Source organism: Streptomyces sp. CB01249 (genome assembly GCF_001905735.1).
Lineage (GTDB): Bacteria > Actinomycetota > Actinomycetes > Streptomycetales > Streptomycetaceae > Streptomyces.
In genome coordinates, this window is record NZ_LISW01000003.1 from 168,678 (window position 1) to 188,444 (window position 19,767).

General features: G+C 73.5%; 19 protein-coding genes and 1 other RNA gene. 9 read left to right on the forward strand and 11 right to left on the reverse strand.

Translation table 11 applies throughout. From position 1 onward, the window contains the following. Positions 1-50 precede the first annotated feature (50 nt). The gene (locus tag AMK18_RS16460) at positions 51-923 is read left to right on the forward strand and encodes a PhzF family phenazine biosynthesis protein (RefSeq protein WP_073863362.1); all 873 of its coding nucleotides are present in this window, start codon (positions 51-53) and stop codon (positions 921-923) included. Between the two features lie 7 nt (positions 924-930). Here AMK18_RS16460 and AMK18_RS16465 read toward each other — a convergent pair whose 3' ends face one another. Continuing rightward, positions 931-1,758, reverse strand: coding sequence for a ScbA/BarX family gamma-butyrolactone biosynthesis protein (locus tag AMK18_RS16465; RefSeq protein ID WP_073863363.1), 828 nt, complete (start codon positions 1,756-1,758; stop codon positions 931-933). 231 nt (positions 1,759-1,989) lie between these two features. Between AMK18_RS16465 and AMK18_RS16470 the strand changes: the two genes are divergently transcribed. Further along, positions 1,990-2,355, forward strand: a complete 366-nt coding sequence (locus AMK18_RS16470) for a VOC family protein (RefSeq protein WP_073863364.1) — start codon at positions 1,990-1,992, stop codon at positions 2,353-2,355. On the opposite strand, the gene AMK18_RS16475 is transcribed toward AMK18_RS16470, so the two are convergent. Both AMK18_RS16475 and AMK18_RS16480 read right to left on the reverse strand, forming a co-directional pair. Continuing rightward, positions 2,333-3,559, reverse strand: coding sequence for a glycosyltransferase (locus tag AMK18_RS16475; RefSeq protein ID WP_073863365.1), 1,227 nt, complete (start codon positions 3,557-3,559; stop codon positions 2,333-2,335). The genes AMK18_RS16470 and AMK18_RS16475 overlap by 23 nt on opposite strands. Positions 3,560-3,574: 15 nt before the next feature. Next, the gene (locus AMK18_RS16480; protein ID WP_073863366.1) at positions 3,575-4,366 is read right to left on the reverse strand and encodes a MerR family transcriptional regulator; all 792 of its coding nucleotides are present in this window, start codon (positions 4,364-4,366) and stop codon (positions 3,575-3,577) included. A 197-nt stretch (positions 4,367-4,563) separates the two neighbouring features. Between AMK18_RS16480 and AMK18_RS16485 the strand changes: the two genes are divergently transcribed. Both AMK18_RS16485 and AMK18_RS16490 read left to right on the forward strand, forming a co-directional pair. Next, positions 4,564-6,000 (forward strand): basic amino acid/polyamine antiporter, encoded by a 1,437-nt coding sequence (locus AMK18_RS16485; RefSeq protein ID WP_073863367.1) that lies wholly within the window; start codon positions 4,564-4,566, stop codon positions 5,998-6,000. 38 nt (positions 6,001-6,038) lie between these two features. Continuing rightward, positions 6,039-7,301 carry an arginine deiminase gene (locus AMK18_RS16490; RefSeq protein WP_073863368.1) on the forward strand — a complete coding sequence of 421 codons (1,263 nt, stop codon included), beginning with the start codon at positions 6,039-6,041 and terminating at the stop codon, positions 7,299-7,301. Between the two features lie 56 nt (positions 7,302-7,357). Here AMK18_RS16490 and AMK18_RS16495 read toward each other — a convergent pair whose 3' ends face one another. Next, positions 7,358-8,110 (reverse strand): lytic polysaccharide monooxygenase, encoded by a 753-nt coding sequence (locus AMK18_RS16495; protein WP_073863369.1) that lies wholly within the window; start codon positions 8,108-8,110, stop codon positions 7,358-7,360. Between the two features lie 395 nt (positions 8,111-8,505). On the opposite strand from AMK18_RS16495, the gene AMK18_RS16500 reads away from it, so the two are divergent. Next, the gene (locus AMK18_RS16500; RefSeq protein WP_073863370.1) at positions 8,506-10,200 is read left to right on the forward strand and encodes a glycosyl hydrolase family 18 protein; all 1,695 of its coding nucleotides are present in this window, start codon (positions 8,506-8,508) and stop codon (positions 10,198-10,200) included. Positions 10,201-10,294: 94 nt separating this feature from the next. Here the strand turns inward: AMK18_RS16500 and rnpB are convergent. The 4 genes from rnpB to AMK18_RS16520 form a co-directional block, all read right to left on the reverse strand. Beyond that, an RNA gene (rnpB, locus tag AMK18_RS16505) (RNase P RNA component class A) lies at positions 10,295-10,696 on the reverse strand. Between the two features lie 31 nt (positions 10,697-10,727). Then, positions 10,728-11,306 (reverse strand): Uma2 family endonuclease, encoded by a 579-nt coding sequence (locus AMK18_RS16510; RefSeq protein ID WP_073863371.1) that lies wholly within the window; start codon positions 11,304-11,306, stop codon positions 10,728-10,730. Between the two features lie 60 nt (positions 11,307-11,366). Next, positions 11,367-11,876, reverse strand: a complete 510-nt coding sequence (locus AMK18_RS16515; RefSeq protein WP_073863372.1) for a TetR/AcrR family transcriptional regulator — start codon at positions 11,874-11,876, stop codon at positions 11,367-11,369. 64 nt (positions 11,877-11,940) lie between these two features. Next, positions 11,941-13,359 carry an RNB domain-containing ribonuclease gene (locus AMK18_RS16520; protein WP_073863736.1) on the reverse strand — a complete coding sequence of 473 codons (1,419 nt, stop codon included), beginning with the start codon at positions 13,357-13,359 and terminating at the stop codon, positions 11,941-11,943. A gap of 178 nt (positions 13,360-13,537) precedes the next feature. Between AMK18_RS16520 and yaaA the strand changes: the two genes are divergently transcribed. Both yaaA and eda read left to right on the forward strand, forming a co-directional pair. Then, the gene (gene yaaA / locus AMK18_RS16525; protein WP_073863373.1) at positions 13,538-14,338 is read left to right on the forward strand and encodes a peroxide stress protein YaaA; all 801 of its coding nucleotides are present in this window, start codon (positions 13,538-13,540) and stop codon (positions 14,336-14,338) included. Between the two features lie 64 nt (positions 14,339-14,402). Next, on the forward strand, positions 14,403-15,023 hold the full coding sequence (gene eda, locus AMK18_RS16530; RefSeq protein ID WP_073863374.1) for a bifunctional 4-hydroxy-2-oxoglutarate aldolase/2-dehydro-3-deoxy-phosphogluconate aldolase: 621 nt from the start codon (positions 14,403-14,405) through the stop codon (positions 15,021-15,023). Positions 15,024-15,215: 192 nt separating this feature from the next. On the opposite strand, the gene AMK18_RS16535 is transcribed toward eda, so the two are convergent. From AMK18_RS16535 to AMK18_RS16545, 3 genes are read right to left on the reverse strand one after another with little or no spacing between them, the layout of a single operon-like run. Further along, entirely contained in the window at positions 15,216-16,385 is a 1,170-nt protein-coding gene (locus AMK18_RS16535; protein WP_073863375.1) for a bifunctional RNase H/acid phosphatase, read from the reverse strand. Continuing rightward, positions 16,385-17,128, reverse strand: a complete 744-nt coding sequence (locus AMK18_RS16540) for a zinc ribbon domain-containing protein (protein WP_198957038.1) — start codon at positions 17,126-17,128, stop codon at positions 16,385-16,387. The genes AMK18_RS16535 and AMK18_RS16540 overlap by 1 nt, the downstream gene beginning before the upstream one ends. Beyond that, on the reverse strand, positions 17,125-17,961 hold the full coding sequence (locus AMK18_RS16545) for a Nif3-like dinuclear metal center hexameric protein (protein WP_073863377.1): 837 nt from the start codon (positions 17,959-17,961) through the stop codon (positions 17,125-17,127). The genes AMK18_RS16540 and AMK18_RS16545 overlap by 4 nt, the downstream gene beginning before the upstream one ends. Positions 17,962-18,159: 198 nt before the next feature. Here AMK18_RS16545 and AMK18_RS16550 point away from each other — a divergent pair, with 198 nt between their 5' ends. Both AMK18_RS16550 and AMK18_RS34905 read left to right on the forward strand, forming a co-directional pair. After that, complete coding sequence (locus AMK18_RS16550) at positions 18,160-19,443, forward strand: hypothetical protein (protein WP_073863378.1); 1,284 nt, start codon at positions 18,160-18,162, stop codon at positions 19,441-19,443. 122 nt (positions 19,444-19,565) lie between these two features. Further along, positions 19,566-19,742 carry a hypothetical protein gene (locus AMK18_RS34905; RefSeq protein WP_198957020.1) on the forward strand — a complete coding sequence of 59 codons (177 nt, stop codon included), beginning with the start codon at positions 19,566-19,568 and terminating at the stop codon, positions 19,740-19,742. Positions 19,743-19,767 lie beyond the last annotated feature (25 nt).

The following is a 19,767-nucleotide window of genomic DNA, read 5'->3' on the forward strand; positions in this document are numbered from 1 at the left end:
GGCCGCGCGGGTGCGGGAATGCCGTCGCCCGGCGGGCGGTTGAGCGGTTCATGAGCGACCTTCCCGAGATCCTGCGCTACACCGCGTTCTCCGCCGACCCCGAGGGCGGCAACCCCGCCGGGGTGGTGCTCGACGCCTCCGGTCTCGACGAGGCGGCCATGCTGGCCGTGGCGGCGGACCTGGGCTACAGCGAGACCGCGTTCCTGACCGGGCGGACCGAGGCGGCGGAGCCCGGTGCGCGCGGTTACGCGGTCCGCTACTTCAGCCCGAAGGCCGAGGTGCCGTTCTGCGGGCACGCGACGGTCGCCGCCGCCCTCGCGCTCGCCGAGCGGGACGGGCCGGGCGAGGTGGAGTTCGCCACCCCCGCCGGTACGGTGCCGGTCACCGTGGTCCGCGAGGGCGACGAGCTGCGGGCGACGCTGACCAGCGTGGAACCGCGCGTCGAGGACGTGGCCCCGGGCGACCTCGCGGAGGCGCTGGCCGCGCTGGACTGGCCGGCCGCCGACCTCGACCCGGCCCTGCCGCCCCGGATCGCGTACGCCGGGGCGCGCCATCTCGTGCTGGCGGCGGGCACCCGGGAGCGGCTGGCCGCGCTGGACTACGACTTCGCGCGCCTGGAAGCGCTGATGCACCGGCTGGACCTGACGACCGTGCAGCTGGTGTGGCGGGCCTCCGACGCGGTGTTCCACGTCCGCGATCCGTTCCCGGTCGGCGGTGTGGTGGAGGACCCGGCGACGGGTGCGGCGGCGGCCGCGTTCGGGGCGTACCTGCGGGAGCTGGCCCTCGTGCCGGAGGCCGCCGTGCTGACCCTGCACCAGGGTGAGGACATGGGCCGCCCCGGCACGCTCACCGTGACGCTGGGGGCGGGCGACGCGCGGGTGCGGGTGAGCGGGACGGGCACCCGGCTGCCGGACCCGGCCTGATCCGCGTTCAGGCGTCCGGCCCGCCGAGCGTGCAGGTGAAGACCGGTTCCCCGTCCTGCACCGCCCGCACCCGCACCCCGGCCGCAGCGGTCGTCGCCTCGATCCAGCAGGGCCGGTCCAGCTCCACGTACCGGAGGAAGTCGGAGCGCAGGGTGACCGGGAGGAAGCCGGGCACGGTGGCGTTCGCCGCCTGCCGGGCCGCCTCCAGGAGCAGGATGCCGGGCACATGGTCGTTGGGGCGGCCGAAGAGCGTCGGGTGCCCGGTGTCGAGCCGCAGCGGCCAGCGCCCGGGCGCGACGGGGGGCGCGAGGACGACGTCCCGCTCGGCGGCCCGGCCCGCGGTGCGCGGCGCGAGCGCCGGGAGCGGGGGCGGCGGGACGGCGGCGGAGCGGTCGCCGCGCAGGCGGCGGTAGGCGGCGGCCGAGGTGCAGCTGATCCGCGAGCCGCAGACGGCGAGCACCGCCCCGCCCCGGCGCAGCACGAAGTCGACGCGCATCGAGGCGAGACCGCTCCCCCGGCGGCGGACGTCGGAGCAGTTCACCTCGACCATGACGTCCCACGGGTCGTCGCCGAGCACGAGCTGACCGGCGGCGGTGGTGTAGCGCAGCTCCCACATCACGAACGCGTCGCCGAGCGGCACCCCGAGTTCGGCGTGGCAGACCAGCATGGCCGCCTGCCGCATCGTTTCCGCAATCAGCAACGGGTCCTGGTGGCCGGCGACGGGGGCGAAGAAGCGGTGGGCGCGCGGCCAGTGGGCGGGCACGCAGAACCGGGTGTCGCCCAGCCGGGCCACGCCGGTCGGGAAGAGGTCCCGGGAGTCCGGGCGGTGGGCCATCCGCCCGAGCTCCTCCCCGGTGACGCGTGAGGAGAAATGGACCATGGGGCGCCCCCGGGAGACTGCGGTTCGATGGGCCGGGTTGCCCCCGGCCCGGCTGTGACCTGGCCAGTTTGCCCCGGCCCGACCCACAGTTTCCAGCCACCCTCCCAGCCGCCTCTCGAGTCCCCCTGGAGCCGGGCCCTAAGGTGAGCCGGTGACCTACCGTCATCAACGTGACAGGAGTGCCTCATGTCCGTGCACCGCGTGGTCCCCAACATCCCGGTGGACGCCGGGCCGGACGCGTCCGCCCTGCGGGCCAGCAGCGCCTTCTACGGCCTGCTCGGCTTCGAGGAGGTCATGAACCATGGCTGGATCATGACCCTTGCCTCGCCCACCCAGCCGGCCGCCCAGATCAGCTTCATGACCAAGGACGAGACCGGCCCGGTCAACCCGGACCTCAGCGTGGAGGTGGCCGACGTGGACGCGGTGCACGCCGCGCTCGTCCGCGAAGGGGCCGAGATCGTGTACGGCCCCCACGACGAGGAGTGGGGCGTCCGCCGCTTCTTCGTACGCGACCCGAACGGCCGCGTGGTCAACGTACTGACGCACCGCTGAGCCGCCGCACGGCCTCCACCACCTCCTCCGCCCCGTCCTCCGCGACCATCCGCTGCGCCCCCTTCGCGGCCGCCTCCCGGTGGACCCGCTGCCGCACGACGCGGTCGAGGGCGTCGGCGAGGCGGTCGGCGGTGAGGGCGCGGAAGGGGATCGGCTCGTCGGCGGCGCCGATGGCGGCGAGGCGGCCGGCCCAGAACGGCTGGTCGGCGGTCACGGGCACGGTCACCGCGGGGACCCCGGCCCGCAGCGCGGCGGCCGACGTCCCGGCCCCGGCGTGGTGGACCACGGCGGCCAGGTGCGGGAACAGCAGGGCGTGCGGGACGTCCCCGACGGTGAGCACGTCGTCGCCCTCGGCGGCCAGACCGGCGCTGCCGGACTGGAGGACGCCGCGCAGCCCGGCGCGGCGCAGGGCCCGTACGGCGAGCTCACTGAGCCGTTCCCCCTCGCCGGCCGCCATGCTGCCGAAGCCGATGAGGACGGGCGGCGCTCCCGCGCTGAGGAAGTCCGCCAGCTCCGGCGGCAGTTGCGCGTCCGGGTTGTGGTGCGGCCACCAGTTGCCGACCACGCGCAGACCGGGGCGCCAGTCGGCGGGCCGGGGCACCAGGACGGTGCTGAAGCCGTGCAGCACCGGCCAGTCGGCGCGCTCCTGGCGGCGGCGCGTGGCGGAGGGCGTGGCCGGGGGCAGCCCGAGCCGTTCGCGGAGCGCGGTCACCGCCGGGGCGTACAGGCGGTCGGTCATCCGGAGCGCGAGGCGCCCGGCCAGGCGGTTGCCGGGGCGGCCCAGCGAGCGGGTGCCCGTGACGACGGGCGGGAAGTCGCCGGTCGGCGCGGTGGGCTGGAGGTAGACGCCGATGCTGGGGGTGCCGGTGGCCTCGGCGAGGTGCCGGCCCAGCGGGGCGGTCGTGGTCGAGAGCAGCAGCAGGTCCGCGCCGTCGGTCATCGCGTCGGCGAACCCCTGGCCCAGGTCGGCGATGAACGCGGCGGCGGCCCGCATGAGTTCCCGCGTGCCGCCGCTCCCGCCGCCGCCCTGCGCCGGGTTGCCCGGGAGGGCGCGGAAGTCCAGCCCGGCGGCGCGGACCAGGAGCGCGAAGGTGTCCGTCGTGGCGAGGGCGACGTCGTGGCCGGCCGCGCGGAGTGCGGCGCCCAGGCCCGTGTAGGGGGCGACGTCACCGCGCGATCCGGCGGCGGCGATCAGTATTCTCATCGGTTCTCCTCGGGCTCATCGGTGCTCCCCGGGCTCATCGGTCCGCCGGGCCGCGTTGGCGTGGACGGCCTTGCACAGGTACGCGGCCAGGCCGGGGCGCTGCCGGGACGGCGGTACGACCAGGGCGAAGGCGCGTGGATCGGCGGCGAAGTCGTCCGCGATGCGCCGGTGCATGGCGGGCGGGCAGGCGGTGAACCAGCGGGCGATGTGCAGCCGGTGCTCCTCGGCGAGGTCCATGGCCCGTTCGCCGTCGCTCGGCTCGCCCTGGTCGAAGGCCGCCAGCAGCTCCGCGCGCCAGGCCGTGGCCTCGCCCATGAGCCGCCGCCAGTCCTCCTTGGTGTGCGCGGCGGCCCGGGCCATCGACTCCCGCTGCCCCGGTGAGTCCGCCCACTTGAGCGCCGCCTCGGTGGCGTAACTCAGGTCGGCGGTGATCTCGCCGAACACCTCGAAGCGCTCCTGCGGGGTCAGCTCGACCCCGGTCCGCTCCACCTCGATCGCCCGGCGGGCCACCTCGGAGAGCCGCCGCAGCCTGGCGATCTCCGCCTCCAGCTGCTCCTGCCGGGCCCGCAAGTGGTCCAGGGCGCTGGCCCGCGGGTCCTTGAAGATCTCGGCGATCTCGTCCAGCGGGAAGCCCAGTTCGCGGTAGAAGAGGATCTGCTGGAGCCGGACCAGGTCCGCCTCGCCGTAGAGCCGGTAGCCGGCCCGGCTGCGCCCGCCGGGCGAGAGCAGCCCCGCCTTGTCGTAGTGGTGCAGCGTGCGCACCGTCACTCCGGCGAAGGCCGCCACCTGCCCCACGGAATAGCTCATCCACCCGCCCTTTCCTCGCGACCGATCATCGAGCCTGACGCAAGGGGAGGGTCAAGCCGCGCCCCGATCCGGGGACACCGGCCCGGCAGCGGGACCCAACACCGTAACGAAAGGTACATTTCACCCTCATGGGGGCGCCTTGCCGGGCCCCGCCCGCCCTCTGCGACCGCAGCCCCCGCACCAGGAAGGGCCCGACCATGTCCGCAGTCACCGAGGAGCAGCCGCACACGGCCAAGCTCTCGCTGATGACGCTGTCCGCGCTGGTCGTCGGCTCCATGGTCGGCGCGGGCGTGTTCTCGCTGCCCCGCCGCTTCGCGGAGGAGACCGGGGTCGCGGGGGCGCTGATCGCCTGGACCATCGCGGGCACGGGCATGCTGATGCTGGCCTTCGCCTTCCAGTCCCTCGCGGTGCGCCGCCCGGACCTGGACGCCGGGGTGTACGCGTACGCGAAGGCCGGGTTCGGCGAATACCTCGGGTTCTTCTCGGCGTTCGGCTACTGGGCGAGCGCCTGCGTCGGCAATGTGACGTACTGGGTGCTGATCATGTCGACCATCGGCACGCTCTGGCCGGCGCTCGGCGACGGGGACACCGTGCTCGCCGCGGCGCTGTCCTCGGTCGGGCTGTGGGGCTTCTTCCTGCTGATCCGCCGGGGCGTCAAGGAGGCCGCGGCGATCAACCGCATCGTCACGGTCGCCAAGGTCGTCCCGATCCTGGTCTTCGTCGTGCTGGCGCTGTTCTACCTGGACACCGGTGTGTTCGCCGACAACTGGGGCGGTGCCGACTACGCGGGCTCGCTGTTCGACCAGGTGCGGGGCACCATGCTCGCCACCGTCTTCGTCTTCCTCGGCGTCGAGGGCGCGAGCGTCTACTCCCGGCACGCCAAGCGCCGCAAGGACGTCGGGCGGGCCACGGTCCTCGGCTTCCTCAGCGTCTTCGCCGTCTTCGCCTCGGTCACCATCGTCTCGTACGGCATCATGCCGATGAGCGAGATCGCCGGGCTGCGCCAGCCCTCGATGGCCGGCGTCCTGGAGCACGCCGTCGGCACCTGGGGCACGGTCTTCGTCAGCGTCGGCCTGATCGTCTCCGTCCTCGGCGCCTATCTGGCCTGGACGCTGATGGCCGCCGAGGTGCTGTACGTGGCCGCGCAGGACCACGACATGCCGCGCTTCCTGCGCCGCGCCACCGCCGACGACGTGCCGGTCCCGGCCCTGGTCATGACGACCGTGCTGGTCCAGGTGGTGCTGGTCGTCACGCTGCTCTCGGACGACGCGTTCAACTTCGCGCTGGACATGACGAGTGCGCTGACGCTCATCCCGTTCCTGCTGGCCGCCGCGTTCGCGCTGAAGATCGCGCTCACCACGGACCCGCTGGCCCAGGGGCGGACGACCGGGCGCGACCTCGTCGTCGCCGTGCTCGCCACCGTCTACACGGCGTTCCTGCTGTACGCGGCCGGGCTCCGGTTCGTCCTGCTCTCCTTCATCGTCTACGCCCCCGCCACGATCCTGTTCGTCATGGCCCGCCGCGAGCAGGGCCGGCGCCCCTTCTCCCCCCGCGAGCTGCTGATCTGCGCCGTCTCGGTGGCCGGTGCGGTCATGGGCGTGATCGCCCTGGCGGCCGGCTGGATCAGCCTCTGAGCCGTACCGCACCCCGACCCGTACGCGAAGGACCGCACATGACCGGTGACAGCACCTCCCGCATCCCGCTCGGAGTCCACTCCGAGGTCGGCCGGCTCCGCAAGGTCCTGGTGTGCGCGCCGGGCCTCGCGCACCGCAGGCTCACCCCGACCAACGCCGCCGATCTGCTCTTCGACGACGTGATGTGGGTGGAGAACGCCCAGCGGGACCACGCCGGTTTCGTGGCCGCGCTCACCGCGCGCGGGGTCGAGGTGGTGGAGCTCCACGACCTCCTGGCGCAGACGATGGCCGTGCCGGGCGCGCGGGACTGGCTGCTCGACCGCAAGATCACCGCCAACGAGGCGGGCCTGGGGCTGATCGACTCCACCCGGGCGTTCCTGGAGACCCTGGACCCGCGCACGCTCGCCGAGTTCCTGATCGGCGGCCTCGCCACCACGGACCTCCCCGACGACTACCGCCCGCCGTACGTCGCCCTGGCCCGCGAGTCGGCCGGGGTGCGCGAGTACGTGATGCCGCCGCTGCCCAACACGCTGTACACCCGGGACACGACGTGCTGGCTGTACGGCGGGGTGACGCTCAACCCGCTGTACTGGCCCGCCCGGCACGACGAGACCCTGCTGATGAAGGCCGTCTACCGCTTCCACCCGGACTTCACGGACGCCACGGTGTGGTGGGGCGACCCGGAACGGGACTGGGGCCAGGCCACATTCGAGGGCGGCGACATCATGCCCGTCGGCAACGGCGTCGTCCTCATGGGCATGAGCGAGCGCACCTCGCGCCAGGCCGTCACGCAGGTCGCCGCCGCCCTCTTCGAGCAGGGCGCGGCCGAGCACGTCGTGGTCGCGGGCATGCCGAAGCTGCGGGCGGCGATGCATCTGGACACCGTGTTCACCTTCGCGGACCGGGACGTCGTGACGCTCTACCCGCGCATCGTGGACGCCATCCACAGCTTCTCGCTGCGCCCGGGCAGCGGCGGCCCGGTGCCCGTGGACATCGTGGACGAGGGGTCCCGGCCGTTCACCGAGGTGGTCGCCGGGGCGCTCGGGCTGCCGGGGCTGCGGGTCATCGAGACGGGCGGCGATGTGTACGCCTCCGAGCGCCAGCAGTGGGACAGCGGGAACAACGCGGTCGCGGTCGAGCCGGGCGTCGTCTTCACCTACGACCGGAACACCCAGACCAACGCGTTGCTGCGGCAGGCGGGCATCGAGGTGCTGGAGATCGTGGGCGCGGAGCTCGGCCGGGGGCGGGGCGGCGGGCACTGCATGACGTGCCCGCTGATCCGTGAGCCGGTGAGCTTCTGAGGTGACGGAGCGGCCCGGCGGGGGATGTCGCTTCCCCCGCCGGGCCGGGCCTGCGGTCAGGCGCAGGCGCCGAGGTCCTCCCAGACGCCCCACTCACCGGTGGTGCCGGGCTTGTCGCCCTGCACCCACCACTTGGCGCGCCAGGTGTGGCCGTCGTACGCGACGGTGTCGCCCCCGGTGTACACGGCCTCGGTGCTCCACAGCGGCACGGCGCAGGCGCCCGGCTCGCCGGTCTCGCCGCCGTCGCCGTCACCGCCGCCGGGGGTGCCGCCGTCGTCGCCGCCGTTGCCGGTGGAGCCGATGTTGACGTCGACGCACGCGTAGAAGGCGTTGGCCGTGTCGGCGACGTTCCAGACGGCGAGCACCTTCTGGCGGCCGGTGAAGCTGCCGAAGTCCACTTCCTGGCTCACGTCGGCGGGCGGCTGGGCGTGGTTGCCGTCGAACTCGGCGATCTTCTGGTCGCCGATGAAGTACTGCCAGTTCTCGGTGGCGTGACGGGCCGTGTGGTGCCAGGTGAAGGTGAACTTCTGGCCGACCGGGGTGACCTCCCAGCCCTTGTTGTCGTCGTCCAGCTCGGCGAAGGCCGCGTTGCCGCCGCTACAGCTCTTGAGCCCCTTCGGGCCCTCGACGCTCTGCGGCTCGTACTTGATCTGGCCGCAGTCGACCACACCGGCGGCGCACTGGGCCTGGCGGCTCGTCGGCGCGGTGACCCAGCCGTGGGCGCTGGCGGTGCCCGTCTGGATGCCGAGGGCGAGCACGGGGGCGACCAGCGCTCCGATCGAAACGGCCAACCGTCGCTTGGTGTTCATGCCACGTCACTTCCTTCGCTCGTAAGGGGGTTGGGCGGCCACCTGCGCATGACGGGCGCCCTTGGTCCAGACCTGGCCGATTCAGGTCTAGACCTTAGTGACGGACAGGGTCCGGTCAAGGGGGACGAGCGGCGCCGGTTCGCGCTTCCACTTTTCGACGTCGAGTGGTTCGTCACCGAACCACTCGCGGCGCCATTTTTAAGTGATCCTTAAGCCGCTGGTCACCGGTGGCGTCCGGCGGCCACCCGGCGCCGGCACGCCCTCCGCGCGGCCCACGAACCGTCAAATTGGTCTAGTCCTAATCTCGTTGGAATCGTTGACGCGCAGGTCACGGGCCGGTTATCACTGCTCCAGCCCATCCACAGCACCACCTGCTCCCCCGCTGGAGGCCGCACGTGCACCCCCGTAGAACTCTGATCGCCGCGCTCCTGAGCACGGCCCTCGCCACCGGCGGCCTCGCCGCAACCGTCGGCATCGGTTCGGCCCAGGCGGCCGACGCACCGGCTTCCGCTTCGGCGGGCGGCGTGCGCATCGCGTACTACGACCAGTGGAGCGTGTACGGCAACGCCTTCTACCCGAAGCAGCTCGACACCCGGGGCATCGCCGGCAAGCTGGACATCATCAACTACTCGTTCGGCAACATCCACCCGACCGACCTCACGTGCTTCGAGGCCAACAAGGCGGCGGGCGACGACAACAACCCCAACGCGGGTGACGGTGCGGGCGACTCGTACGCCGACTACCAGAAGTCCTTCAGCGCGGCGGACAGCGTCGACGGCGTGGCCGACAAGTGGGACCAGCCGATCGTGGGCGTCTTCAACCAGTTCAAGGAACTGAAGGCGAAGTACCCCCACCTGAAGATCAACATCTCGCTGGGCGGCTGGACGTACTCCAAGTACTTCAGCGACGCGGCGAAGACGGACGCGAGCCGCAAGAAGCTGGTCTCCTCCTGCATCGACCAGTACATCAAGGGCAACCTGCCCGTCGAGGGCGGCTTCGGCGGCGCCGGTTCGGCGGCCGGCATCTTCGACGGCATCGACATCGACTGGGAGTACCCGGCCTCCGCGGGCGGCCACCTGGGCAACCACTACGCCCCCGAGGACAAGCAGAACTTCACGCTGCTGCTGGCGGAGTTCCGTAAGCAGCTCGACGCGTACGGCGCTGCCAACGGCGGCAAGAAGTACCTGCTGACCGCGGCCTTCGGGGCCGGCCAGGACAAGATCGCGAACATCGAGACCGACAAGATCGGCCAGTACCTCGACTACGCGAACCTGATGACGTACGACATGCACGGCGCCTGGGACGGCGACGGGCCGACGTACCACCAGTCGCCGCTCTACTCCGGCGCCAACGACCCGTCCGACCCGGTCGCGCCCGGCACCGAGAAGTACTCGATCGACAACGCGGTCGACTCCTGGCTCGACGGCAAGCCGGCCTACGGCATCGCCGGCGGCTTCCCCGCGAACAAGCTGATCCTGGGCTACGAGCTCTACTACCGCGGCTGGAAGGGCGTCCCGGAGGGCACCACCCACGGCCTGGCCCAGTCCGCGACCGGCGGCTCCGGCGCCCGCCCGCTGAGCCAGCAGGCCGGGATCGCGCACTACAAGGAGCTCGGCGGCATCGTCGACAACCCGGCGACGACGTACTGGGACGACGAGGCGAAGGCGTCCTACTTCTACAAGGACGGCGAGTTCTTCACGGGCCTGGACCAGAAGTCCATCCAGGCCAGGGCCGACTACGGCAAGCAGCGCGGCCTGGCCGGCGCGATGATGTACTCGCTCCTCGGCCTGGACGACAAGGCCACCCTGCTGAACCAGATCAACACCGCGATCGGCGGCTCCACCACCGAGCCCACCACCCCGCCGACCACCGACCCCACGGACCCGACCACCCCGCCCACCACCGACCCCACGGACCCGCCCGCCGGTGACTGCGGCTCGGTCCCGGCGTACGTGGCCGGCACGGTCTACAACGCGGGCAACGAGGTCTCCTACAACGGCCGGAAGTACAAGGCCCAGTGGTGGACCCAGAACGAGACCCCGGGCAGCACCGGCGACTGGGGCGTCTGGAAGGACCAGGGCGCCTGCTGAACGCCCTGACCCGCTGAGAGCCCCCGCCGGTGCGCGCACCGGCGGGGGCTCTCGCGTCGGGGGCGGCCTTCACCGCGGCCGGAAGAAAGGTGGGCAGACGAGTCGGGCTGTACGCCGGGTTCTGTCGCCCGGTCGCCTCGCGGCGGCCGGGGAGACGGCCATCCATCTAGGACCGGCATTGCTGCCGGCCTCATGCGGTCTACCCGCGAACTCGGGCGGGCAGCCCTCGAACGTTCGCGCAGGGCCGTCTCGCGACGGCCCCTCTTGACCTTGCTCCGGGTGGGGTTTACCTAGCCGCCTGGGTCGCCCCAGGCGCTGGTGGTCTCTTACACCACCGTTTCACCCTTACCCGGGACCGAGGTCCCGGGCGGTCTGTTTTCTGTGGCACTGTCCCGCGGGTCACCCCGGGTGGCCGTTAGCCATCACCCTGCCCTGTGGAGCCCGGACGTTCCTCGGGAGGATCCGAAAACCCCCACGCGACCGTCCGCCCGGCTCGTCTGCCGTGGGGCCCATGCTACCTGGCCGGATTACATGAACTCCGCCGTCTCCAGGTCGAACGAGAACGGCTCCGGAAGACTGACCGCCTTCCCGAAGGGCACGGTGCAGTGCTGGCGGTAGTCGTCGCCCGCCGGGTCCCGGAACAGCGTCACCGAGGACTCCTCCCGGTCCACCAGCAGGTACAGGGGGATCGGAGCCCTCGCGTAGCAGTGCCGCTTGGCCTCCCGGTCGGCGGCCGGTTTGGACGACGTGACCTCCACGACCAGCGCCACTCCCTCGCACGGCATCCACGGGGCAGCGCCCCGGTACAGCCGCAGGGCATGGGGGGCGAACGTGCCGTCGGGGATGACGTGGTTCGCTGGACAGCCCCTGCCGCCTCTCAGCTTCAGACCCTTGTTTGCCGAAAAGTCCATGTCCGTCTTCGCACGCCCGAGCACCTGTTCAAGGATCAGGGCGATGCAGTCCTCATGATCGCCGTCCGGTGGCGGCTTCAGGGCAATCTCTCCTTCGAGCAACTCCGCCCGGAAGCCCTCCGGTGGGTCCAGAGCCTCGAAGCCTTCCAGCAGTACGTCCGCCTGCGAGAGCCGTTCTTGCGGAACAGCTGACATGTGGCGCCCTCTCCTCGATCGCCAGAATGGGCCATCGTGGCACAGGAGGGCCCCGCACGGTCAGAGGCGGCTCGACGCCAGGGCCGTGATGCCTGCCGTCCACGCCGTGGTGACCGACTCCGGGGTGGGGAAGCGGCCGTTCAGTTCCATCATGACCATGCCGTGGGCGAAGGCCCAGGCCGCGCGGGCCAGGTGGTCGTCGGGGGCCAGGGCGCGGAAGAGGGGGGCGGCGGCGCGGTCCTCCAGGTCGTGGGGGTGGGGGCGGGACGTGGTGAGGCGGTAGAGGTGGGGGTGGGCCAGGGCGTGGGCGCGGTAGGCCGTGGCCAGGGCCGGGAAGGAGCCCGGGGCGGCCGTCTCCGCCGCTTCCAGGGCCTTGGCGGTCTCCGTCAGCATCGCGTCGGCCAGCGCGTCGACCACCGAGGACTTGTCCGGGAAGTGCTTGTAGAGGGACGGGGCCGTGATGCCCAGGAGGCCCGCGAGCCTGCGCATGGTCAGCGCCTCCGGGCCCTCCTGCTCCAGGAGCATGCGGGCGGCGGCCAGGATCTGGTGCTGGCGGGCACGGTCGGTCACGCCGGTCCTTCCGTCGTACGGGCGCGGGGCGCGGGGGCCGAACTCGCGATCGTACGAGACGCCGTCAGGCCGGAACGAACAGGGCCTTCGCCGTGCCCGGGGCAGCCTGGGCCAGGCGGACCCGCAGGCGCTCGCCCAGGGGAAGGGGCGCGGTGCCCTCGACGCGGGCGACGACCGCCGGGGCGTCGATGTGGACGGTGCCGGTGGCCGGTTCGTTCTCCTTGACGTCCACCACGTAACCGTCGAAGACCTCGCCCACCCGGTCCTTGAGCAGCGCCGCCTCGACCAGGTCCACGGACTCCCGCTCCACGGTGTTGGCCCGGCGCGTGCCCTCCGCCATCTCCTTGGGCAGCGCGGGCAGGGCGGCCAGGACCCATTCGGGCGGGTCCCGGTCCTCGCAGGCCGCGACGCACAGCTCGGAGGCGTAACGGTCCACGAGGCGGCGCAGCGGCGCCGTGCAGTGCGTGTACAGGTCGGCCACCGCCGCGTGCACGGCGGGCACCGGCAGCTCGCCGCCGTCGAACACCGTGTAGCCCGCGCCGCGCAGCAGCGTCGTGCAGTCCTGGAGGAACGCCGCGTGGTCCGTGCGCCCCGGGTCGAGGGAGCGGACGAGCTCGGCGTACGGGACGTGGTGCGGCCAGTCGATGTGCAGGGCCTCGGCGCTGCGCCGCAGCCGCGCCACCGCGCCGTCGGGCGCGACCGGCAGCGTCCGCAGGATGCCGGTGCCGCTCTCCGCCATGAGGTGGGCCGCCGCCATGCCGGTGAGCAGGGAGACCTGGGCGTTCCAGCCGTCGGCGGGGAGCGGGGTGCGGTAGGCCAGGCCGTAGCGGCCGTCGTGCTCGGTGATCTCCTGCTCGGGCACGTTGAGCGAGATGCCGCCCCGGGCCACCTCCCGCGCCTCGCGGAGCGCGCCGATGTCCCGGAGCAGGGCGAGCGGTTCCTCGGCGGTGCCCGCGTCGATCCGCCGCTGCACGCCCGCGTAGTCCAGCTTGGCGCGGCTGCGTACGAGGGCCCTGCGCACCCGGGTCGCGACCGCCGCGCCCTCCGGGTCGAGGTCGATCTCCCACAGGACCGCGGGGCGGACCCGGCCGGGCAGCAGGCTCGCGGCGTCCTCGGACAGGACCTCCGGGTGGAGGGACACCCGGCCGTCCGGGAGGTACAGCGTCGTCACCCGCCGGTGGGCCTCCGCGTCGAGCGCGCCGCCGGGGCGCACGAACGCGGCCACGTCCGCGATGGCGTAGTGCACGCGGTAGCCGTGGGCGCGGCGTTCCAGGTGCATCGCCTGGTCGAGGTCCGTGGAGGTCGGCGGGTCGATGGTGAGGAAGGGGAGGTCCGTCGCGTCCGCGTGCCCGGCGAGCTCCGGGCTCCGCGCGGCGTCCGCCGCCTCGGCGAGCACCTCGGGCGGGAAGTCGTCGGGGAGCGACAGCTCGGTGCGCAGGCCGCGCAGGGCCGCCCGCAGCGGGGTCCGGGCTGCGCCGGTCATGTGCAGATGGCGGCGGGGCATGGTCCCGAGCGTAGGGCGGGGCGCGGAACGCGGCATTCCGAGCGAGGGTCCTTGTGCCCGTACGGGCCGCCCCTCCGCCCCCGTACGCTGACCTGGGGCGTCCGTGCGGTCCGCACACCGCCGCGCCTCTTCCCCGTACGTACGAAGGAGAACCGCCGTGCTCGTGCTGTTGCCGCCCTCCGAAGGAAAGGCCGCCTCGGGGCGCGGGGCACCCCTGAAGCCCGAGTCCCTGTCGCTGCCCGGCCTCGCCGGGGCGCGGGCCGAGGTGCTGGACACGCTCGTGGAGCTGTGCGTGGCCGACGAGGAGAAGGCGCGGGAGGTGCTGGGGCTCAGCGAGGGGCTGCGGGGCGAGATCGCGAAGAACGCGGAGCTGCGGACGGCGGGGACGCGTCCGGCCGGGGAGCTGTACACCGGTGTCCTGTACGACGCCCTCGGCCTGGACTCGCTCGACACGGCCGCCCGCCGCCTCGCCGGGAAGTCGCTGCTGGTGTTCTCCGGGCTGTGGGGCGCGGTGCGGGTGGGCGACCGGATTCCGCCGTACCGCTGCTCGATGGGCGTGAAGCTGCCCGGGCTCGGCGCCCTCGGGGCGTTCTGGCGTACGCCGATGGCGGAGGTGATGCCGGAGGCGGCGGGCGAAGGGCTCGTGCTGGACCTGCGCTCGTCCGCCTACACGGCCGCGTGGAAGCCGAAGGGGGCGGTCGCGGAGCGCACGGCGAGCGTGCGGGTGCTGCACGCGCAGCTCGTGGACGGGGTGGAGAAGCGGTCCGTGGTCAGCCACTTCAACAAGGCCACCAAGGGCCGCATGGTGCGCGACCTGCTGCTCGCGGGCGCCCGCCCGGCCGGTCCCGCCGAACTGGTCGCCGTCCTGCGGGACCTGGGGTACACCGTCGAGGCCGAGGCGCCCGCGCGGGCGGGGCGGCCGTGGCAGCTCGATGTGGTCGTGACGGAGATCCACTGACCGTACGTTGCACCCTCCGCAACGCTCGTTGCGCACTGCGCCGCAGACCGGGCAGGATGGGCGCATGACCTCCTCCGTGCTGGACCTCGCCCCCGTCGTGCCCGTCGTCGTCCTGGAGGACGCGGCCGACGCGGTGCCGCTCGCCCGTGCCCTGGTCGCGGGCGGGCTTCCGGCGATCGAGGTGACCCTGCGCACCGCCGCCGCCCTGGACGCGATCCGGGCCATCGCGGCGGAGGTCCCGGACGCGGTCGTCGGGGCGGGCACGGTGATCTCGGCGCGCAACGTCGCGGACACCGTGGCGGCGGGGGCCCGGTTCCTGGTCAGCCCCGGCTGGACGGACGCGCTTCTGGACGCCCTGAAGGGGTCCGGGCTGCCGTTCCTGCCGGGCGTCTCGACGACCTCCGAGGTGGTCGCGCTGCTGGAGCGCGGGGTCACCGAGATGAAGTTCTTCCCGGCCGAGGCGGCGGGCGGCACGGCCTATCTGAAGGCCCTGTCCGCCCCGCTCCCCCAGGCCCGGTTCTGCCCGACGGGCGGCATCTCGGCCGCCTCCGCGCCCTCGTACCTGGCGCTGCCCAACGTCGGCTGCGTGGGCGGGAGCTGGATGGTCCCGGGGGACGCGGTGGCGGCCCGGGACTGGGTGCGCGTGGAGCGGCTGGCCGCCGGGGCGGCGGCGCTGCGGGGCTGAACGGGGCGGCGGGCGAACCCGTCGCATCCCGTCGTGCATGCTCCCCGGTATTCGGGGCACGACCTCTACAGGGGACGTAGCCCGCATGCCGGGTGACCCGGGTTCCGGCCGGTATTCCCCCGACCCGCCGGAACCGCCTCGGCCCCACCGGCCTTCCCCCCGCCGGTGGGGCCGAGTGCTGTCCCGATGCCTCTACCGCAGGTGGGACGTGTCGTTCAGCAGGCGTACGGAGGCGTTGCCGTCGGCGTAGTACGCGACGGACGAGACGGACGCCGCCGACAGCTCCATCCGGAACAGCGCCTCCGGGGGCGCTCCCAGGGCGAGCCGGACCAGGGTCTTGATCGGGGTGACGTGCGTGACGACGAGGACCGTGCGCCCCGCGTAACGCGTGACCAGGCCGTCCCGGGCGACCGCCACGCGGTCGGCGACCTCCGTGAAGCTCTCGCCGCCGCCCGTGGGGGCCGCGTCCGGGGAGGCGAGCCAGGCGTCCAGGTCGTCTCCGTACCGCTCCTTGACCTCGCCGAACGTGAGCCCTTCCCAGGCCCCGAAGTCCGTCTCGCGCAGTCCGTCCTCGACGCGGACCTCCAGGCCGAGCCGGGCCGCGACCGCCCCGGCCGTCTGGCGGCAGCGGCGCAGCGGTGAGCTGACGATCTCCTGCACGGTGCCGCGCGCCGCGAACGCCGAGGCCGCGCGCTCGGCCTGCTCCAGGCCCGCCGGGGAGAGCTCGGGGTCGGTGCCGCCGCTTCCGGAGAACCGCTTCTGCGGGGTGAGGGCCGTCTCGCCGTGCCGCAGCAGGACGAGGGTGGCGGGCGCGCCCAGGTCGGGCGCCGAGCCCCAGCCCACCTGCGGGGTGACCGGGTCGGCGGCCACCGGGGCGCGCGGGGTGTCCAGGGCGGCCGTGGACGCCGAGGGCTCCCAGCGGTCGCCGCGGCGGCCCGCGTCCATCGCCTCGTTGGCCAGCCGGTCGGCGTGCTTGTTCCGCTCGCGCGGGATCCACTCGTAGCTGAGGTCCGCGCCGGGCAGGACCGCCGCCGCCTCGGCCGCGAGCGGCTTCATGTCCGGGTGCTTGATCTTCCAGCGGCCGGACATCTGCTCCACGACGAGCTTGGAGTCCATCCGGACGCGCACCTGGACGCCGGTGCCCACCGGGCCGTCCGCGATCAGGGCACCCACCGCGCGGAGGCCGGCGACGAGGCCCTTGTACTCGGCGACGTTGTTGGTCGCGACGCCGATGTACTCGGCGGTCTCGGCCAGCGTCTCGCCGGTGTCCGGGTCGATGACGACCGCGCCGTAGCCGGCGGGGCCCGGGTTGCCCCGGGAGCCGCCGTCGGCCTCGACCACGAACCGGCGCGGCAGGCTCACTACAGACCCGAGTCGGCGGTGCGGACAAGGATGCGGCGGCAGTTCTCGCAGCGCAGCACCGTGTCCGGGGACGCGGCCTTCACGTCGTTGATCTCGGTGATGTTGAGCTCCAGGCGGCAGCCCTCGCAGCGGCGCTGGTAGAGGCGGGCGGCGCCCACCCCGCCCTGCTGGGTGCGGAGCTTGTCGTACAGCTTCAGCAGGTCGGCGGGGACCGAACCGGCGACGACCTCGCGCTCCTTGGTGACCGTGGCGGCCTCCGCGTCGAGCTCCTGGGTGGCGGCGTCGCGGCGGGCGGTGGCGTCGTCCACCTTGGCCTGCACGGCGGCGACCCGGTCGGTCAGCTCGGTGACGCGCTCCTGCGCGGACTCGCGGCGCTCCATGACCTCCAGGACGACGTCCTCCAGGTCGCCCTGGCGCTTGGCGAGCGAGGTGATCTCGCGCTGCAGGCTCTCCAGGTCCTTCGGCGAGGTGACCGCGCCGGAGTCCAGGCGCTGCTGGTCGCGGGCGGCGCGCTGGCGGACCTGGTCGACGTCCTGCTCGGCCTTGGTCTGCTCGCGGGCGGTGTCGCTCTCCTCGGTGGTCGAGGCGACGAGCAGGTCGCGGAGCTGGGCGAGGTCGGCCGTCAGCGACTCGATCTCGGCGTGCTCGGGCAGGGACTTGCGGCGGTGCGCGAGCTGGGAGAGGCGCTGGTCGAGCGCCTGGACGTCGAGAAGTCGGATCTGGTCGGCGGGCGCGGCGTTCAGTTGGGGGCTCCAGAAGAGTGGTGGGCGGTCCAGGGGTCGGTGACCTGCTTCGAGACGTGGACCCTCAGGTCCCATCCGAGGCGGTCGGAAATCGCTTCGAGCTGTGCGGCGGCCTGCTCGCACCACGGCCACTCGGTGGCCCAGTGCGCGGCGTCGACCAGGCCGAGCGGCGAGTGCTGGGTGGCCTCGGAGGCCGGGTGGTGGCGCAGGTCGGCGGTGAGGAAGGCGTCCACACCGGCGGCGCGCACCGCGTCGAAGAGGCTGTCGCCGGAGCCGCCGCTCACCGCGACGGTGCGCACCAGCGCCCCCGGGTCGCCGGCGAGGCGGATGCCCTGCGCGGTGGCGGGCAGCCGGGCGGCGGCGCGGGCGGCGAACGCGCCCAGGGTCTCGGGGTGGTCGAGCACGCAGATCCGGCCGAGCCCCCGGCGGCCCGACGGGTCCGCCGGGTCCGGGACGAGGGGGCGCTCGACGCGCAGGTCGAGGGCGGCGGCCAGGGCGTCGGAGACGCCGGGGTCGGCGGTGTCGGCGTTGGTGTGGGCCACGTGCAGCGCGATGCCGTCGCGGATCATCGTGTGCACGACGCGGCCCTTGAAGGTGTCCGCCGCGACCGTCGTCGTACCGCGCAGGTAGAGCGGGTGGTGGGTCACGACGAGGTGCGCGCCCAGCTCCTTCGCCTCGTCGGCGATCTCCTGGACGGGGTCGACGGCGAAGAGCACCCGGTGGACCTCGGCGTCCGGATCACCGCAGACGGTGCCGACCGCGTCCCATCCTTCGGCCCGCTCGGGCGGCCAGAGGGCGTCGAGCTCGGAGATGACTTCAGACAGACGGGGCACGGAGGAAAGGCTACCTGCCCGCCGCGCCCCGGGGAGCCCCGGGAACGGGCCGCCCGCGGCCCGGCCCCGTACAGCACACGCACCCTCGGTCGTACAGCGATATCCGGCCATCACCACCCTTATGTGTGAAGTGGGGGAGGTCGTGTTGTTCGGCTGGAAGTGCGAAAACTAGCTTCGGTTGCCGGAGGTGATGAGTCGATGACTGCCTGTGCCATCGAGGAGGGAACCACCACGGGTGACGGCGGTCCGGCGGAGCCGGAGCCGGAACCCGGTCCCGGCGACCCCGAGGGGGCCGTCGCGGAGACCGGCCCGGCGGAGGACGCCCCGGCGCCGGAGGCTGCCGTACCGGCCGCCGCGCCCCAGGCGGACGTCCCCGCCGAAACGGTTCTGCCCGCCTTCACGCTCACCGCCGACGGGGCGTACGGCGCGCGGCTCACGGCCGCCCCGGTGCCCGGCGCCGACACCGCCTGGTACGCCGAGCGCTGGACGCTCGACGGGCCCGAGCCGTACGCCGTGCCGCTGCCCACCGACCAGCCGGAGGAGGCCGAGGCGCAGCTGGTGCCGCTCGCCGACGGCCGGGTGCTGATCCGGCGCCGGGTCGCCGAGCGGCACACCTTCTCGCTGCTCTATCCGACCGGCCCCGGCACCGGCGAGCTGCTGCTCGGGGCCGTCGAGCGGGACGCGCTCGCCCTGCTGCCGCCGTCGCCGGACGGGGTGAGCGCGTACGCCCTGGCGGTCGGCGCGTACTCCACGGAGCTGTGGCGGGTGGCGGGCGGGACGGCCGGTCCCGAGCACCTCGCGGATCTGCCGGGGCGCTGCTCCGGCGGCGTCTGGCTGGACCGGGCGGGGCGGATGCTGGCCCTGGACCGGGAACCGGCCGGGGGCGGTCCGGTGAAGACGGTCGCGGTGGACCTGGGGCGGGGCGCCGAGATGACCCCGCTGCTCCAGATCGCGCCGGACAGCGACGACCGGCTGCTGCTCGCGGACCCGGGCAGCGGGCTGCTGCTGATCCGCTCGGACGCGCCCGGCCACGACCGGCTCGGCTGGGGGGTGCTCGGCAGCTGCCTGCCGGTGCGGTTCCCGGAGTGCCTGCGGCTGCCGGACTGCTCGTTGGAGCCGTTCGCGGTGCAGCCGGGGCAGATGCTGATGCCGGAGAGCTGTGCGGTGGCCCTCAGGATCGATGGGGCGGCGGGCAGCTGGATCGGCCTGTGGCGCCCGTCGGGCCGCCGGCTGCACCAGCTCGCGGCGCCCGGGGGCTGGCTGGCCGGCAGCGGGGTCTGGTCGCGCGACGGAGTTCTGAAGCTCCCTTACGCGGACGGGGACACGGCGTGCGCGGTGGCCCTGCTGGAGATGCCGGAGGAGGCGGAACCGGCATGCGGCACAAGCGGTACGCAACCTTCCGCCCCGGCGATGAATCCTCCTGTGTGTACACCGGTTCCACTGGGGCAGGCGCCTCTCGTGGGGCGTACGGTCCCTGACTAAGCTGGGACCGGGCTCACGCACCGTGCGTCTCGGTCACCGACCGTGGCCTTTTCCCGGACGGGCGGCGGCGTGACGCTCCGGTTGGCACACACGTAAGCGATCACAACGGGGTGACTTCCCACATGTCTGAAGCCCGCACCGACACGACCCAGACGTTCCCGCCCGCGGCGGACGCGCAGCGGGGCGACGCCGGCGGCTCCGGAAAGCACCGAGGGGGTGTGGCGACGGACGACACGACGGCAACGCCGGCCGGCCGTCATCGCCGCCCCGCCGAGGAGAGCGGCGCAGCGGCGGCCTGACCGCCGCATCGAGGAGGGGAAAGCG

Bases quoted from the DNA above. Each gene is read 5' to 3' on its own strand.
- AMK18_RS16460 (WP_073863362.1), top strand. From the start codon at position 51: ATGAGCGACCTTCCCGAGATCCTGCGCTACACCGCGTTCTCCGCCGAC.
- AMK18_RS16470 (WP_073863364.1), top strand. From the start codon at position 1,990: ATGTCCGTGCACCGCGTGGTCCCCAACATCCCGGTGGACGCCGGGCCG.
- AMK18_RS16485 (WP_073863367.1), top strand. From the start codon at position 4,564: ATGTCCGCAGTCACCGAGGAGCAGCCGCACACGGCCAAGCTCTCGCTG.
- AMK18_RS16490 (WP_073863368.1), top strand. From the start codon at position 6,039: ATGACCGGTGACAGCACCTCCCGCATCCCGCTCGGAGTCCACTCCGAG.
- AMK18_RS34905 (WP_198957020.1), top strand. From the start codon at position 19,566: ATGTCTGAAGCCCGCACCGACACGACCCAGACGTTCCCGCCCGCGGCG.
- eda (WP_073863374.1), top strand. From the start codon at position 14,403: ATGACCTCCTCCGTGCTGGACCTCGCCCCCGTCGTGCCCGTCGTCGTC.
- AMK18_RS16550 (WP_073863378.1), top strand. From the start codon at position 18,160: ATGACTGCCTGTGCCATCGAGGAGGGAACCACCACGGGTGACGGCGGT.
- AMK18_RS16480 (WP_073863366.1), bottom strand. From the start codon at position 4,366: ATGAGCTATTCCGTGGGGCAGGTGGCGGCCTTCGCCGGAGTGACGGTG.
- AMK18_RS16465 (WP_073863363.1), bottom strand. From the start codon at position 1,758: ATGGCCCACCGCCCGGACTCCCGGGACCTCTTCCCGACCGGCGTGGCC.
- AMK18_RS16510 (WP_073863371.1), bottom strand. From the start codon at position 11,306: ATGTCAGCTGTTCCGCAAGAACGGCTCTCGCAGGCGGACGTACTGCTG.
- AMK18_RS16520 (WP_073863736.1), bottom strand. From the start codon at position 13,359: ATGACCGGCGCAGCCCGGACCCCGCTGCGGGCGGCCCTGCGCGGCCTG.
- AMK18_RS16495 (WP_073863369.1), bottom strand. From the start codon at position 8,110: ATGAACACCAAGCGACGGTTGGCCGTTTCGATCGGAGCGCTGGTCGCC.
- AMK18_RS16475 (WP_073863365.1), bottom strand. From the start codon at position 3,559: ATGAGAATACTGATCGCCGCCGCCGGATCGCGCGGTGACGTCGCCCCC.